Here is a 15,546-nt window from a genome sequence, read left to right on the forward strand (position 1 = left end):
AGGCCCCCCGTCACCCTCAAGGGGCAGGATAGACATAGGGGGCCTGCAACCCAAGCGGGAACCCCAGCGCCCAGTAGAGCAGCAGGAAGCCCGTCCAGCTCACCAGGAAGGCCAGGGAGTAAGGCAGCATCATGGAGACCAGGGTGCCGATGCCTGTGCTCTTTACATACTGCTGGCAATAGACCACCACCAGGGGGAAGAAGACCATCAGCGGGGTGATGATGTTGGAGGCGGAATCCCCCACCCGATACGCGGCCTGAGTCAGCTCGGGCGAGATCCCTACCGCCATCAGCATGGGCACCAGGATGGGGCTGATGAGGGCCCACTTGGCGGAGGCCGAACCCACCACCAGGTTGACGGTGGCCGTCAGCAGTATGATGCCGACAATGGTCACCTCTCCCGGCAGCGCCAGGGCGTGAAGCACCTCGGCACCGGAGAGCGCCAGCAGAGTACCGAGGTTGGAATCCCCGAACGCCTTGATGAAGAGGGCGCAGAAGAAGGCCATCACCATGTAGGAGCCCATCTTGTTCATGGTGGCCGACATGGCGTCGATCACATCCTTGCCGCTCTTGAAACTGCCAGCGACAAAGCCATAGACGATCCCGGGCAGGATGAAGAGCAGGAAAATGAGGGGCACGATGGACTTCATCACCGGTGCGGCGAAAGTGGTGAGGGAACCGTCCGGTGCCCGCATCGGCGAGTCGCCGGGGGCCAGCGCCAGCCCCAGCAGCACCACGGCCGCCAGCATGGCGAACCCGGCCCAGTTGAAGGCCCGGCTCTCCTGGGCGCTGTAACGACCCATCTCGTCGGCGCTCTCCAGATCCTCGTTGAGAGGCACCTGCTTGAGGCGCGGCTCGACAATCTTCTCGGTGACAAACCAGCCCACGCAGATGATCAGCAAGGAAGAAGCGCCGGTGAAGATGATATTGCACAGGGTGTTGACCATGTAGTCAGGGTCGAACAACTGGGCTGCAGACTGGGTGAAACCCTGAAGCAGCGCATCCCCGCCGGAGGGCAGGAAGTTGGCGGCAAACCCGCCGGAAACCCCGGCAAAGGCTGCGGTAATCCCCGCCAGCGGGTGGCGACCCGCCGCATGGAAGATGATGCCGCCAATGGGGATCACCAGCACATAGCCCGCATCGGCGGCGGTATGGCTGACGATGGCCACCAGGATCAGCATGGGGGTCAGAAAGCGCGCCGGCGTCACCTTGAGCAGCTTCTTGAGCCCGGTGTTGATGAAACCGGACTGTTCAGCCACCCCGACCCCCAGCATGGCCACCAGCACGATGCCAAGGGGAGCAAACCCGGTGAACGTGGTGACCATGCTGGCGAGAAAGTCCGCCAGCCCTGCCCCGGTCAACAGGTTGTTGATGACCACGGCCTCTCCGGTGCGGGGATTGACCAGATCGAAGGAGAACTGGGAGCCTATCCAGGAGCCGACCCAGACGATCAGCAAGGCATAGAGGAAGAGCATGGCGGGATCCGGCAGCTTGTTGCCCGCCTTCTCCACCCCGTTCAGAAAGCGGTTCAACCAGCCGTTGGGAGGGGCCGGACGCTCGTTCACTGCAGCTTGACTCATTATGGTGATACTCCATTACCAAGGAATGAGCGCGCATACTAGCGATAACGTCTAATGGATCCCATGATATGAGACAAAAATTCGATTAATTATGTTTAATTTGGCATCTCGCACTTCATAAATGGGAGATGCCGCACATTTATCGACAACTTGCTCAATGGTTTGCGAGGGGGTAGCGACCCAGTCGGCACTGTACAGCGAACCCCGCCGCCGCCACCTCTTCCGGGGTCATGGGACGGCTGAACAGGAACCCCTGGAAGACATGGCAACCCTGGGTCTGCAGGGCCGCGAGCTCGTGCTCCTCCTCCACCCCTTCCGCCAGGATCCCGAGCCCCAGACTGGTGGCCATGGCCACCGTCGCCCGGATCACCGGCAGGTTGAGTCCCACCACGAAGGAGCGGTCCAGCTTGATGGTGTCGATGGGCAACCGGTTGAGGTAGGCCAGGGAGGAGTAGCCCGTCCCGAAGTCGTCGATGGCGATCTTGATCCCCTGCTCGCTCAGGGCGTCGAGGATCTCGATGCACCCCTTCATGTCGAGCATCAGCACCGTCTCGGTCAGCTCCAGGGTCAGCAGCGCCGCCTCCACCGAGAATGCCTCGAGCAGTTGGGCCACCAGCTCCGGCAAACTGGCAGAGAGCTGGAAGCCCGAGAGATTGACCGACACCGGCACCCTCACCCCGTCCTGTCGCTGCCACTCCCCCATCTGGGCCAATGCGGTGGAAAGCACCCAGCTTCCGATTTCCCGGATGAGCCCCATCTCTTCGGCCAGCGGAATGAACTCCGCCGGCGACACATGGCCAAGCACGGGATTGTACCAGCGTACCAGGGCCTCGAAACCGATGACCCGACCTTGCGCCACATCCACCTGGGGCTGATAGCGCAGGCTGAGCTCCCCCCGACCGACGGCCTTGGCCAGAAACTGCTTCAGGGTCAGCTTGCGATGCAGGCTTTGCTGCATGCTGGGGGTGAAGCGCTGCCAGCGAAGCCGCCCCATCTGCTTGGCCTGGTACATGGCCATGTCGGCACGGGTGATGAGGTTGTCGCCGTCATCCGCGTCGTCCGGGTAGATGGCGATGCCGATGCTGCCGCCGATGGTGACCTCGGGGACACCACTCAGCTGCAGTGGCTTGCTCATCTGGGAGAGCATGAGATCCGCCACCTCCTGGGCCCGATCGCTCGCCTGGTTGAGGGGCACCAGGGCGGTGAACTCGTCCCCGCCAAGGCGCGCCAGCTCCACGTCCCGCGGGCAGATCTGCTTGAGCCGTCCGGCGACCCGCTCCAGCAGGCGATCCCCTGCCTTGTGGCCGTAGTTGTCATTGACCAGCTTGAAGTTGTCCAGATCCATGAACACCAGGGCAAAGCGCCCCCCGAGGCCGCAATAGGCTTCCAGGGATTTCATCAGGCCGTAGCGGTTGAGCAGCCCGGTGAGGGAGTCGTGCCAGGCCAGGTGGCGATGCTCCAGCTCTTCGAGCTTGCGATCCGTGATGTCCCGCATGGTCAGCAGGATCCGTGCCCCCTGCTGGATATGGCGAAACTGGTACTGGAACCAGCGCATCCCCTTCTGGGTGCGACACTCCCCTTCGGCCACCACTTCGTCCAGACGGGAGAGGCGACGATAGAAGGCCTCGTCCGCACCGGAGAAGATCTGGGGCAGCGTCAGAATGCCGGTGCCAAAGCACATGTCGAAGTGATGGTTGCCGCTCTCGAGGCGCCCCTCGTTGTCAAAGAGACAGGCCAGGGTGTCGCCGGTGGCGAGGGAGGACTCCTGATAGAGGGTGTCGGCATCGATGACCGCTTCCGCCATCATCATCTGCCGTCCGGCAAGCTGGATCCCGGAAAGACGCAGATAGACCTGCTTCTTGACCCCCTTGGGTGAGAGGGTCCACCACTCGTTGTAACTGCGCTCCTGCTGGAAATCGCCGAGATAACGCTGCAGCAGCAGATCGATGGCGGCGGCCATGTCGGCGGAGAAATCCCGGGACTTCAGCTCGGCCAGGGAGCTCGCCTCCCAGAGCCCGAGGGCAGCATCGTTGGCCCAGTAAATATGATGACGCTGGATGTCATAGACCCAGACAGGCGTGTGGAGGACATCCATCACGGTGAGCAGGCGTTCGTCTAGCGTATTCATGTTGAGTGATGATTCATGCTGAAAGCTCATGGTCGAACCAGTCGCTTGCGCCCCCTGACAGGAGCATTCACGCTGGTACAAAATCCGTTCCGGCCCATAATCGGATAACAAACGGATGAAAAAAGGCCGAAATCATATGAAAACGCTACATGTGATCCCCATGGTACGAAGAAATGGACTCACACTGGTATTGTTGGGCATGGTGATAACCATTGCTATGATTTTTATACTTTTTTTTCTTCGTGAACAACTACTAATCCCCGCCATTTCCCTCCTCCTCGCGGGCCTGATGACAATTCTTGTCGGGGTTTGGAAACTGGGTGAGCCTCATTTTAGTCTCTCTTTGTGTCAGGACTGCCTGCAATACCATCACAAGTACGGCGGCTGGATCCTGAAATGGAGAAATATTCAGCGAATTGACCAACCACGTATCCATTTGGGGTGGGATCTGGTGGAGCTGCCCTACATCGGTTTGAAAATAAAGGATTACGACGCTTTTTTGACGCTGATCACACCCCGGCTCGCCGTCCGTCTGCTGACCGAGCAGCGCGCCGTGCTGATGCAGGCCATGCGAAGCGAGCGCCCCGACTGCCCGACCGGAGGGTGCGGCAGTGGGCTCCTGGGAGAGGGACTGCTGGAGGAGAGCCGCTTCTGCTCACCCTCCGGCCAGCGCTATGAGGGGGTGATCGCCATGCTCGGCAACCGCATGGCACGGCTGCGGGATCTGCTGGGGTACGATCTGCTGGTGCCCGACAACAGTCTGGACAGATCCCCGAAAGATTTCGTCCATCTGCTCCAGCAATACCAGCGCGAGTCGAATCTAATCCAGATCAATTAAACGCCGGATTGCGCTTGCCAAGCCCGGTGACTCTTCATAAGGTCACTGGCTTGTTACAGCCAGAACACCCCCTAAAACCGCTTATGAAGTACATCGAAGAGTTCTATCTGTTCGTCAAGGTGGTGCAAGAGGGCGGTTTCTCCCACGCCGCCGCTGCGCTGGGCATGCCGACCGGCACCATCAGTCGACGTATCTCCCAACTGGAAGAGCAGCTCGGATGCAGCCTGCTGCACAGATCCACCCGCAAGCTGCGTCTCACCGACGAAGGGCTGCGCTATTACGAGCGCCTCTGTACCCCCCTTGCGGAAATAGAGCAGGCCACCGGCGAAATCCGGGGTGAGGAGACTGACATCAGCGGCCTCATCCGCCTCGCGGCCCCCATCGCCCTCTCCAACACCATCCTGGTCGACATGCTGGCGGACTTCGGCCTGCGCTATCCCGGGGTACAGTTTGACATCCGCCAGTCCAACGATCATGCCCTCCAGGCGGATCAGGACAGGGACCTGGTCTTTTTCAACGGCGAGCTTCCCCAGACCCTGCCCAACGCCCTCTGTCTGGGTCACATCCAGTACGGTCTGTTCGCCTCCCCCCTCTATCTGGAGAAGATGGGAGTGCCCTCCCACCCGACCCAGCTGGAAGAGCACGATCTCATCTACTGCTGGCCCCACCAGCACTGGCAACTGAGCGGGCGGGACGAACAGACGATCTGCATCAAGCGCACACCCCGCCTTTGCATCGACCAGACCCAGGCCGCCGTGCGGGCAGCCCAGCGCCACCTCGGCATCGTCAACGCCCCGCAGCACTACGTGCACCCCTTCCTGCAAGATGGTCAGCTCGTCCCCGTCCTGCCGGACTGGCAGTCGGGAAAACGTCCCTTCTACATGCTCCATTGCCAGCCCCGGTTCACCCCGTTGCGTGTTAAGATGTTCGCCGATTTCGTCGAGAAGCACTCCGAGCGCTATCGTACCCGCCAGCAGAACGATCAATTTTCACCGGCGCAGCCGCTGCCCGTTGCATCTGACGGCTGATGACCCACACTTAGCGCAATCCTCGTTGCACAGGTCGGCTAACACTATGAATGTATTGATATGTGATGACTCCGGGTTCGCGCGCAAACAGCTGGTGCGCGCCCTGCCCGCCGATTGGGGTGTCACCTTGTACCAGGCCGCGGACGGACTGGAAGGGGTCGAGCAGATCCTGATGGGGCACGGGGACCTGATCTTTCTCGATCTCACCATGCCGGAGATGGACGGTTATGGCGTGCTCGAGACCCTCAAGCGAGAGGGGGTGCGCAGCAAGGTGATCGTGGTTTCCGGCGACATCCAGCCGGAAGCCCATGAGCGTGTCATGGCTCTTGGCGCCCTCGATTTCATCAAGAAGCCGGCTTCCCCGGACACCCTCCTTGCCTTGCTCAAGCGCCACGGTCTGTGGCAATCAGCCACCCAGGTGACGGCCATCCAGCCCCAGCCCGTCGCCAGCCACCAGGCTGCCCAGAGCAGCATCCAGTTCACCCCCGAGCTGCGGGATGTCTATCAGGAGCTGGCCAACGTCGCCATGGGCCAGGGGGCGGATCTGCTGGCCCGCCTGCTCGGCGCCTTCGTGCTGCTCCCCATCCCCAACGTCAACGTGCTGGAGGTCTCCGAGCTGCACATGGCGCTTTCGGCCGCCGCCGAGTCGGAGACGCTCTCCGCGGTCTGCCAGGGCTTCATCGGGGCCGGGATCGCCGGGGAGGCCCTGCTGCTGTTCCACGATGCCAGCTTCCAGGACCTGGCCCGCCTGATGAACCATCAGGGGGAGCTGGATCACGGCGCCGAGCTGGAACTGCTGATGGACACCGCCAACGTGCTGATCGGTGCCTTCCTGCGCGGCTACGCCAACCAGCTCGACACCCCTTTTAGCCAGGGTCACCCCGTGGTGCTGGGCCAGCACAGGCCCATTCAGGATCTCATTCGGACTAACCAGAGCCGCTGGCGCCGCACTCTGGCCATCGAGATCAACTATCGGGTGCAGGGCTATGCGGTGCAGTGCGATCTCTTGCTGCTGTTTACCGAAGATTCCATCGCCACCATGAACAACAAGATCATGCACATGCTCTGACCGCCCGCGGCAGCAACCACCAGGAGTGACCATGGACATTCGGGAATTTCATTGGCTGATGAACATCGTCCAGAATCTGGACGTGGGGCTGGTCGTGCTCGACAGGGAGTACCGGATCCAGGTGTGGAACGGCTTCATGGAGAGTCACAGCGGCCGGCTGGCAGGCGAGGTGCGCGATCAAGGGCTGTTCTCGCTCTTCCCCGATGTGGACAAGGCCTGGTTCGAGCGCAAGACCAACATGGTGTTCAAGCTCAACAACCGTGCCTTCAGCACCTGGGAGCAGCGCCCCTACCTGTTGCGCTTCTCCAACTACCGCCCCATCACGGGATCGGCCCCCTACATGTACCAGAACCTGACCCTGGTGCCGCTGGCCGACTTCGCCGGAGAGGTCACCCACCTGGCCATCATGATCTATGACGCCACCGACGAGGCCATGCTGATCACCGGCCAGCGCCAGGGATGACCGACCCTGCCATGACAACAAGGGCGCCCGATGGCGCCCTTGTTGTTGCGATGGGGAATGGCGTCAGCTACTCAGGTACTCGGTGAAGGCGTCGATCACCTCGTCGATGTCATCGTCGGTGATCTGCAGGTGGGTCACCAGCCTGAGCTCCCCGTAGCCGGAGAAGAGAATACCGCGCTCCTTCATGAAACCCAGCAAGGTGGCGGGATCCCCCTGAGTCAGGCGCAGGAATACCATGTTGGTCTGCACCTCACCCATGTTGAGTGTGATGCCTGGCAACGCGGCCAGCCCCTCTGCCAGACGCCTGGCGCGGCGATGATCATCCGCCAGCCGGGCAACATGCTGATCCAGCGCGAACAGGGCGGCCTGGGCCAGGATCCCTCCCTGGCGCATGCCGCCCCCCAGCATCTTGCGCAGCCGTCTGGCGCGGGCGATGAACGCAGCCGATCCCACCAGCAGGGAACCCACCGGTGCTCCCAGTCCCTTGGAGAGGCAGACGGAGATGCTGTCAAAAGGCGCCGCGATGGCGGCCACCGGTTCCCCGCTCGCCACCACCGCATTGAAGAGGCGAGCCCCGTCCAGGTGCAGCTTCAGCCCCTTCTCGTCGACGAATTCGCGCATGGCGCGCAGGTAGGTCAATGGCAACACCTTGCCGTTATGGGTATTTTCCAGGCAGACGAGGCGCGTCTGGACGAAATGGGGATCATCGGGAGCGATGGCCCCCCGCACATCCTCGATGGCCAGGGTGCCGTCCGCCTGCATGGGGACGGATTGCAGGGCTACCGAGCCCAGCACGGCAGAGCCCTGGGCCTCGTAGCGATAGATGTGGGAGGCTGCCCCCAGCACGGCCCCTTCCCCACGCTGGCAGTGACTCATCATGGCCAGCAGGTTGGACATGGTGCCGGAGGGCACGAACAGGGCCGCCTCCTTGCCAAGCAGTTCGGCGCCGCGGCGCTCCAGCGCATTGATGCTGGGATCTTCCCCATAGACATCGTCTCCCACCTCGGCATGCAGCATGCTCTGGCGCATGGCTTCCGTGGGTTGGGTCACGGTATCACTTCGTAAATCGATATAGCGCATGTCATCCTCCTGATGCAGGACGATGACATTAACCAGCCGACACCCGGCTGGCAAGAAACGACAAGCGGGAATGTGAGCCCGGCGGCTCACCAGGGCAGCGACTGACCCTGCAGATCCACGAAACGGCCCGAGTGCGCGGGCGTCAGTGTGGCCATCAGATCCAGCAGGCGGACGGCGACCTCGGCGGGATCCTGCAGCAGGGCGGGATTCATCTCCTGAAGAAAAGGTTGCTGCATGGGGGTATTCATGAGGCCGGGATGCACGGTGATGACACTGGCGCCTGGAAAACGTCCGGCCCACTCACCCGCCAGGATCCGGGATCCCATGTTGAGGGCGGCCTTGCTCATGCGGTAGCTGTAGTGGCACATGGCCTCCTGGCCCCCCTCCTCCAGGCTTCCCGCCCGATCCGAAAGGGTGCAGAGCCAGAGCGTGCTCTGGGGCATCATGCGCCGGCTCAGATTGGCACCAAGGGCCAGGTGGGGCCAGGCATTGGCCAGCAGACTCTCTTCGAGCCATTGGGGGGTCACCTCCTCCACCCGCCGCTCCGGCATGTGGGCAAGATCATGGAGCAGGCCTATGGTGTTGATCACCACCGTCGGCAGGGAGGTGCTGTCATAGAGGGTGAAGAGGGCCTCAAAAGAGAGCGAGTCCACCTCCTGCAGCGGAAAGTAGCAGGCGGGATCCAGCCCCCTGGGCAGTTGCCTGCCCGCCAGCAACCACTCTTCGCCCCGTCTGGCCAGCTCCCGTGCCAGCGCACTGCCCAACCCGCCACTGCCCAGGATCAGATAGCTCATCTGCGTGTCCTTGGATTTGATCACTGCTTAGAGGGTATCAGAAGAATGGCGAACTGCCGGGAGCCACCGTCAGGCTCAGGCCTCGGCCAGATGGCGCCCAAACTCCCGCGCCCGGGCCAGGTCCAGAAAACCGTCCGCCTGCTTGTGGCTGCGCAGGAACTGGTAATAGGCGAGCAGGGTCACCAGTTGCTCCTCGTCCGGCATGGGCTTTCCCGGACGGGTCTCCTGCACCAGCGCCCCCGCCGCCGCCAGCGCGTCCCTGTCCACCACCTCGGCCTGACGATAGAGATACCCGCAACCGGTGGCGAGCCACTCCAGCGAGCAGTTGGCCCCCATGGCAATCTGGTTCGCCTTGCCAAGGCCGGGCTCGGCCCCTTTCAGATACTTGCGGATCAGGGCTTCACTCAACCCCACCTTGCGGGCAAAGGCGCTCACACTCCCCTCCCCGATCAGGCTTTGCAGCCTGGCGGCAAATCCTTCCATCACCCCTTCTCCTCTCACTGACACCGGGATCTTGACCCGTCGGAGTCAGAACCATAGTTCGAATTCGCGAAGGGGGCATTATTGCCTTGTCCGCCGGAAGAGACCAAGATGCTGGCACATGATATTGCCCCTTTCTTTTCGCATTGTTATCTCCAGAGGAGTCTCCATGTCCGTATCCCGTCTGGCCCTGCACGAGCAAGGCCCCACCTTCTCCCGCCTCATCATGGGCTACTGGCGCCTGATGGAGTGGCAGCTCTCCCCCGCCGCCCTGCTGGACCTGATGAAATATCACCTTGATCTCGGGGTCACCACCATCGATCACGCCGACATCTACGGTGGCTACCAGTGCGAGGAGGCCTTCGGCCATGCCCTGCGCCTGGAGCCCTCCCTGCGCGATCGCATGGAGATCGTCAGCAAGTGCGGCATCGCCCTCACCGCCAATCCGGCCCACGCCCTGAATCACTACAACACCGGCAAGGGACACATCGTCGCCAGTGCCGAAGCCTCCTTGCAAAAGCTCGGCACCGATCATCTGGATCTGTTGCTGATCCATCGCCCCGACCCCCTGATGAACGCCGACGAGGTGGCCGACGCCTTCATCACCCTCAAGCAGGCAGGCAAGATCAAGCACGCCGGGGTCTCCAACTTCACGCCCCACCAGTTCGCCCTGCTGCAATCCCGCCTGCCCTTCCCCCTGGTCACCAACCAGCTGGAGATCTCCCCGCTCCATCAGGAGGGGACGCTGGATGGTGCCCTAGATCAATGCCAGCAACTGCGCATCAAGCCCATGGCCTGGTCCTGCCTTGGCGGCGGGCGGCTGTTCCATGCCCCCGACTATGCCCCGCTGCGGGCGGAACTCGAGCAGATCCGCCAGGAGGTGGGCGCCGACTGTCTGGAGCAGGTGGTCTACGCCTGGGTGATGATGCTGCCGAGTCAGCCGCTGCCCCTCATCGGCTCCGGCAAACGGGAGCGGATCGCCGCCGCCGTGGCAGCCGAGTCCATCGAGCTCACTCGCCAGCAGTGGTTCCGCATCCGCAAGGCCGCTCTGGGTTATGACGTTCCCTGAGTCTGCACCAGACCCTGAAAACAAAAACGGCATGGAGGATTCCATGCCGTTTTCCGTTATCGAGACGATTCAACGATGGCGCTGGGGGCGACCACGGGGTGCATCCGTCTTCGGTTTGGCCTGATTGACCGTGATGGTGCGGCCGCCGACCTCGGTGCCGTGCAACTCGGCGATGGCCTTCTCGGCCTCACCATTGACCGGCATTTCAATGAAACCAAACCCCTTGGACTGACCGGTATCGCGGTCGATGATGATATCGACCTTGTCTACCTGCCCAAATTGGCTGAACACGGTTGTCAGTTCGTCGGCCGTCATCCGGTACGACAGATTACCTACGTAAATCTTCATGCCATCCACTCTCGATTCAAGGTGCCTTATCTATGCATCCACCGACCTGGGAGTAAGGGCACAACCCCCCTGCCGGACCAGCCACGGCATCATGCCATGGCACTTCCAGCTTCGTATCCCAAGTCCTTGATCTCTTGGGTTATCAGAGCAGGAAAGATCAAATCGAATCAGAGGCAGTATCTGAGCATTGGGATGAATTGTCGAGAAAATAGTCAGGCCGGGTGCAGCTCGGCCAGCAATGTGCCGAGGGCACGACGCCCATGCCAGGCACGTTTGAACCCGAATCGATAGACCCCGGGGGCCACTTCGTGAGTCCCTTCCCGGGACAACCCGAGCAGGCTGGTGGCCGTCGCCAGGGTCACCTCATCCAGCCCGAGATCCAGGCTGAAATCGAGCCACTGGCCATCGTGTCCCACCTTTCGATCCCGCTCCATGCCCACCAGCACGGCTCTGGGCAGGGCCAACGCCCGGTCTTCGCCACCATTGAGCAGATAGAGATGGCGTTCATCCCAAGCAAGCTCCGCCAGACGCCAGCGCTGCCAGTTGCGCGGCAACACCATCATCACCAGCACGATACCGCCAAAGACCACCCCGACCCAGGGCAGCAGGCCCATGTCGGGATATCCCAGCCAGAGGGCGGCCACCACAGTGGCGAGACTCCCCAGCAACAGGCAGATCATGACCCCGTAAAACCGCCGGGCCGGGGGCATCAGCCAGCGCACGTTCTCTTGCGCTGCCAGCTCACTGACTCTCATCTTCTCTTCTCCTTCTGTGATGCGAACGGCCTTGCCGTCGCTGCGTTGCCGCGCATTGTGCGCGAGCGACGCGCCGCGATGCAACCGCCACCGCGACACGGATGACGGCCAGCCGCCACTCTTGGTATGCTTGGGGCTGTCTGAGCCCGCACTGGGCGCCATCCCGGGAGTCCCATGTTCGCCACCGCCCTGCTCTTGTCCGCGAGCACACTCTATGCCGAGGCCATCGGCGGCTACTCCGCCGGCTGCCTGAAAAATGCCGTGGCCCTGCCCCTCGAAGGCCCTGGTTATCAGGTGATCCGCACCAAACGGCTGCGCTATTACGGTCACCCCGACCTCATCCATTACCTGCAGCATCTGGCCAACCAGACCAGACTGGCCGGCATGCCGGATCTCTATATCGCCGACCTCGCCATGATGCACGGGGGGCCCTTTACCTCAGGTCATCGCAGCCACCAGACCGGCCTGGATGCCGACATCTGGTTCAGGATGGCTGACAGGCCCATCAGCCGCTGGGAGCAGGATGCCCCCAGGGAGTGGGCGCTGATCGACGAACCCAGCTACCGGATGCTACCCGGCCGATTCGGTCCCAGGCAGCTCAATCTGCTGCGCCTTGCGGCTGATCGCCCCGAGGTGGCGCGCATCTTCGTCAACCCCGTCATCAAGGCCGAGGTGTGCAAACAGGCACCCGGTGAAGCCTGGGTCGGCAAGCTGCGCCCCTGGGTCGGCCACTTCAGCCACTTTCACGTCCGCCTGCGCTGCCCGGCAAACAGTCCGGACTGCCAGTCCCAGGCTCCCATTCCCCCCGGCAATGGCTGTGGGGAGGAGCTGGCCTCCTGGCTCAAGGACAAACCCCAGCTGCCCAAGGTGTCGATGAGCTACCGCGCCCCCCTCTTACCCAGGCGTTGTGAGGGCTGACCACAAGCTGTTATGGTGAACCTATTTCCGAGAGAAATATCAATGGAGAACAACAAGATGGCCACTTCACTCTGGCAGCGTGGTACCCGTGCCCTGCTGACCCTGACCCTGCTGCTGGGTTTGACCGGCTGCGGCATGAACACCATTCCGACCCTGGATGAGCAGGTCAAGGCGAGCTGGGGACAGGTCGAGAACCAGTACCAGCGCAGGGCCGATCTCATTCCCAACCTGGTGGCCACCGTCAAGGGGTACGCCAGCCACGAGCAGGAGACCCTCAAGGCTGTCACCGATGCCCGTGCCCGAGTCGGCAGCGTGCAGGTGAGTGACCCCTCCCAGCTCAAGGCGTTCGAGGCGGCTCAGGAGCAGCTCTCCAGCGCCCTCTCCCGGCTGATGGTGGTGGTCGAGCGCTACCCGGATCTGAAAGCCGATCAGCAGTTCCTGACCCTGCAGGCCCAGTTGGAAGGCACCGAGAATCGCATCGCGGTGGCCAGACGGGATTACATCGAAGCAGTACGCCAGTTCAATACCGAGATCCGTACCTTCCCCGGGGTCATCTGGTCCAAGCTGCTCTACTCCGATCTGGAAGCCAAACCCACCTTCAGCGCCAAACCCGGTGCCGATGAGGCGCCCAAGGTCAGCTTCCAATGAACGTGATGAGACGCTGGCTGGCGCTCTGTCTGCTGCTCTGTGCCACGGCGCTGCATGCCGCCCCCGATTTCCCGGCCCTGACCGGGCGGGTGGTGGACGAGGCCAATCTGATGTCCCGCAAGCAGGCCCACCAGCTCGCACAGCAACTGGCCGTCTTCGAGAAGCGCAGCGGCGTCCAGCTGGTGGTGGTCTCCATCGACACGCTGGCGGGGGATACCATCGAAGAGTACGGCTACCAGCTCGGTCGCCACTGGGGCATCGGCCAAAAAGGCAAGAACAACGGCGTTCTGCTGATCATCGCCCAGGACGAGCGCAAGGTGCGCATCGAGGTGGGTTATGGCCTGGAAGGTGCCCTGCCCGACGCCATCGCCGCCAATATCATCCAGACCCGGATCCTGCCCGCCTTCAAGCGCGGTGACATGGTGGCCGGCATCCTCGCCGGCAGCCAGGGCATCATGCAGGCCCTGGCCGGGGAGTATCAGCCCGTGGACAACACCAGCAAGGCCGACAAGCAGGGAGGTCCCTGGCTCTTCATCCTGGTGGTGATTGCGATGATCGTGCTGCACAACCTGCGCGGCGGCGGTGGGCCGGGAGGACGTCGCCGGGCCGCCTACATGGCCGGTGGATTCGGTGCCGGCTCCTTTGGCGGCCGCACTGGCGGTGGTAGTGGCGGTTTCAGTGGTGGCGGCGGCAGCTTTGGCGGCGGCGGTGCATCTGGCGGTTGGTAATCAGGGAAAAAGAGACAACAAGATGATTTCGAAACAGTTTTTCCACACCTTGCAGGCCAGGGTTCGACAGGCCGAGCAGGCCACGGATGCCGAACTGGTCACCGTGCTGGCCCCGGCCAGCGATGGCTATCGCTATATCCCGACCCTGTGGGCCGCCCTGCTGGCCATGCTCACCCCCCTGCTGGTCTTCCAGCTCGGCTTCTGGCTTGGCTGGTACGAGATCCTGCTGGTGCAGTGGTCGGTCTGGTTGCTGCTGAGCCTGCTGTTCCACTGGACACCCATCAAGATGCGGCTCATTCCCAACAAGGTACGCCGTCACCGGGCCGCCCTGATGGCCCGCCTGCAGTTTGTCGAGCAGGGACTTCACCGCACCCGGGACCGGCTCGGGGTGCTCATCTTCGTCTCGGTGGCGGAGCACTATGTGGAGATCCTGGTAGACGACGGGATCGCCCAGCACATCGACAACACCCAGTGGCAGCAGATCATCGACGACTTCGTGGTTCGGGTACGCAACAAGGAGGTCGAGCAGGGGTTTCTGGAGTGCGTGGAGCGCACCAGCGCCATTCTGACCGACGCCTTCCCCGCCACCCGGGATCAGAACGAGCTGCCTGACAGCCTGATCATTCTCGACAAGCCCTGAATGGGCTTAAAAAACCGGCATTCTGTTCAAGGGATAGGCACTCGATAAAGATTATGAAAAATAAGGGGAAAAGTGGTTGACCCAGGCAGCCCTTTCCCCTAAATTACGCCCCGTTCCAGCGCAACGGCGCAGCGGACACGTGTTGGCTGAACACGTTAAATCACAGAGCAGAATTTGGTGAGGTATCCGAGAGGCTGCCCACCGACGAAGTCGGCAAGATGCACGCGCAGCGCGCTTCGAAAACCACTTCAAGCAGTAAAAATTTGGTGAGGTGTCCGAGTGGCTGAAGGAGCACGCCTGGAAAGTGTGTATACGGCAACGTATCGAGGGTTCGAATCCCTCCCTCACCGCCAAATTGTAAAAACCGACCTCAGGGTCGGTTTTTTGCATCTGGTGACATGGCAACATCCGATGCCGATGGAGGGAGGGTGAGAAGCCTCGTCGGGTTCGAGCAGAGCAGCTTGCTGCGATGAACGGCCGCAGGTCGCCCCGAAGGGGTGAGCCACGCAGTGGTGAATCATCCCTCCCTCACCGCCAAATAAAGTAAAAGGCTCCGTCGCAAGACGGGGCCTTTTACTTTATCCGATGATGGGCGGCTCGGTTCGAACCCTGTCGGCAGGCGGGCAGGATAGCCCGACTGGACGGCCAGAGGCCGCCCGCAGGGCGAGCGCCAGGGATGGTGCGAGTCAATCCCGACCCAGCGTACAGATTGAAGAACCGACCTCAGGGTCGGTTATTTTGCTTCAAGGTGTCTGCCAGCCCCCTGGCAGGAGAAACCCGCCATCGGCGGGGGCCAGAAAAAACGGTTTGCTGCGATACTTGGCCGAGTGCCACCCAGCCAATCCCATCCCTTCCGCCTCTCTGCTCGCTGCTCTCTGTCGACAGGGGATATGCCCCGAGGGCAGCCAGCCCTCTCTCGTTGACAGCACATTACACCAAGCAAACAGAAATTGACGATATAGATGACAAATAATCTCTCAA

16 protein-coding genes, 1 tRNA gene and 1 other RNA gene are annotated in these 15,546 nt (G+C 62.0%); 11 read left to right on the plus strand and 7 right to left on the minus strand.

Annotation, left to right across the window (positions count from 1 at the left end):
* Window positions 1-16: 16 nt before the first annotated feature.
* Window positions 17-1,579 (minus strand): AbgT family transporter, encoded by a 1,563-nt coding sequence (locus C2U37_RS21395; RefSeq protein WP_104453018.1) that lies wholly within the window; start codon window positions 1,577-1,579, stop codon window positions 17-19.
* Window positions 1,580-1,733: 154 nt separating this feature from the next.
* Entirely contained in the window at window positions 1,734-3,674 is a 1,941-nt protein-coding gene (locus C2U37_RS21400) for a putative bifunctional diguanylate cyclase/phosphodiesterase (protein ID WP_039038812.1), read from the minus strand.
* Between the two features lie 322 nt (window positions 3,675-3,996).
* On the opposite strand from C2U37_RS21400, the gene C2U37_RS21405 reads away from it, so the two are divergent.
* From C2U37_RS21405 to C2U37_RS21420, 4 genes are all read left to right on the plus strand, one after another.
* Entirely contained in the window at window positions 3,997-4,545 is a 549-nt protein-coding gene (locus C2U37_RS21405; RefSeq protein WP_223924600.1) for a DUF2982 domain-containing protein, read from the plus strand.
* Between the two features lie 83 nt (window positions 4,546-4,628).
* On the plus strand, window positions 4,629-5,573 hold the full coding sequence (locus tag C2U37_RS21410) for a LysR family transcriptional regulator (RefSeq protein WP_104453020.1): 945 nt from the start codon (window positions 4,629-4,631) through the stop codon (window positions 5,571-5,573).
* Window positions 5,574-5,619: 46 nt separating this feature from the next.
* On the plus strand, window positions 5,620-6,642 hold the full coding sequence (locus tag C2U37_RS21415; RefSeq protein WP_104453021.1) for a response regulator: 1,023 nt from the start codon (window positions 5,620-5,622) through the stop codon (window positions 6,640-6,642).
* A 31-nt stretch (window positions 6,643-6,673) separates the two neighbouring features.
* Entirely contained in the window at window positions 6,674-7,105 is a 432-nt protein-coding gene (locus tag C2U37_RS21420) for a PAS domain-containing protein (protein ID WP_199770480.1), read from the plus strand.
* 63 nt (window positions 7,106-7,168) lie between these two features.
* On the opposite strand, the gene ltaE is transcribed toward C2U37_RS21420, so the two are convergent.
* The 3 genes from ltaE to C2U37_RS21435 all read right to left on the minus strand — a co-directional run bounded on the left by ltaE (window position 7,169) and on the right by C2U37_RS21435 (window position 9,462).
* Window positions 7,169-8,185 (minus strand): low-specificity L-threonine aldolase, encoded by a 1,017-nt coding sequence (gene ltaE, locus C2U37_RS21425; protein ID WP_104453023.1) that lies wholly within the window; start codon window positions 8,183-8,185, stop codon window positions 7,169-7,171.
* Between the two features lie 86 nt (window positions 8,186-8,271).
* Window positions 8,272-8,979 carry a short-chain dehydrogenase gene (locus C2U37_RS21430; protein ID WP_104453024.1) on the minus strand — a complete coding sequence of 236 codons (708 nt, stop codon included), beginning with the start codon at window positions 8,977-8,979 and terminating at the stop codon, window positions 8,272-8,274.
* A gap of 75 nt (window positions 8,980-9,054) precedes the next feature.
* Window positions 9,055-9,462, minus strand: a complete 408-nt coding sequence (locus tag C2U37_RS21435) for a transcriptional regulator (RefSeq protein ID WP_039038703.1) — start codon at window positions 9,460-9,462, stop codon at window positions 9,055-9,057.
* 166 nt (window positions 9,463-9,628) lie between these two features.
* On the opposite strand from C2U37_RS21435, the gene C2U37_RS21440 reads away from it, so the two are divergent.
* Window positions 9,629-10,528 carry an aldo/keto reductase gene (locus C2U37_RS21440; protein WP_103243005.1) on the plus strand — a complete coding sequence of 300 codons (900 nt, stop codon included), beginning with the start codon at window positions 9,629-9,631 and terminating at the stop codon, window positions 10,526-10,528.
* Between the two features lie 69 nt (window positions 10,529-10,597).
* On the opposite strand, the gene C2U37_RS21445 is transcribed toward C2U37_RS21440, so the two are convergent.
* The gene (locus C2U37_RS21445; RefSeq protein WP_010675019.1) at window positions 10,598-10,843 is read right to left on the minus strand and encodes an RNA recognition motif domain-containing protein; all 246 of its coding nucleotides are present in this window, start codon (window positions 10,841-10,843) and stop codon (window positions 10,598-10,600) included.
* Between the two features lie 245 nt (window positions 10,844-11,088).
* Window positions 11,089-11,631 carry a hypothetical protein gene (locus C2U37_RS21450; protein WP_104453025.1) on the minus strand — a complete coding sequence of 181 codons (543 nt, stop codon included), beginning with the start codon at window positions 11,629-11,631 and terminating at the stop codon, window positions 11,089-11,091.
* Between the two features lie 174 nt (window positions 11,632-11,805).
* Here C2U37_RS21450 and mepA point away from each other — a divergent pair, with 174 nt between their 5' ends.
* From mepA to C2U37_RS21480, 6 genes are all read left to right on the plus strand, one after another.
* Window positions 11,806-12,549 (plus strand): penicillin-insensitive murein endopeptidase, encoded by a 744-nt coding sequence (gene mepA / locus C2U37_RS21455; protein ID WP_069785143.1) that lies wholly within the window; start codon window positions 11,806-11,808, stop codon window positions 12,547-12,549.
* Window positions 12,550-12,591: 42 nt separating this feature from the next.
* Window positions 12,592-13,197: a LemA family protein gene (locus C2U37_RS21460; protein WP_010675022.1), complete on the plus strand. Its 606-nt coding sequence runs from the start codon at window positions 12,592-12,594 to the stop codon at window positions 13,195-13,197.
* Window positions 13,194-13,925 (plus strand): TPM domain-containing protein, encoded by a 732-nt coding sequence (locus C2U37_RS21465; protein ID WP_104453026.1) that lies wholly within the window; start codon window positions 13,194-13,196, stop codon window positions 13,923-13,925. The genes C2U37_RS21460 and C2U37_RS21465 overlap by 4 nt, the downstream gene beginning before the upstream one ends.
* A gap of 22 nt (window positions 13,926-13,947) precedes the next feature.
* Window positions 13,948-14,565, plus strand: a complete 618-nt coding sequence (locus C2U37_RS21470; protein WP_010675024.1) for a TPM domain-containing protein — start codon at window positions 13,948-13,950, stop codon at window positions 14,563-14,565.
* Between the two features lie 265 nt (window positions 14,566-14,830).
* Window positions 14,831-14,918, plus strand: a tRNA-Ser gene (locus C2U37_RS21475).
* A gap of 55 nt (window positions 14,919-14,973) precedes the next feature.
* Window positions 14,974-15,102: non-coding RNA, RtT sRNA (locus C2U37_RS21480), on the plus strand.
* The last annotated feature ends 444 nt before the right edge of the window (window positions 15,103-15,546 follow it).

This window comes from Aeromonas sp. ASNIH1, assembly GCF_002934285.1.
Classification (GTDB): Bacteria; Pseudomonadota; Gammaproteobacteria; order Enterobacterales; family Aeromonadaceae; genus Aeromonas; species Aeromonas caviae.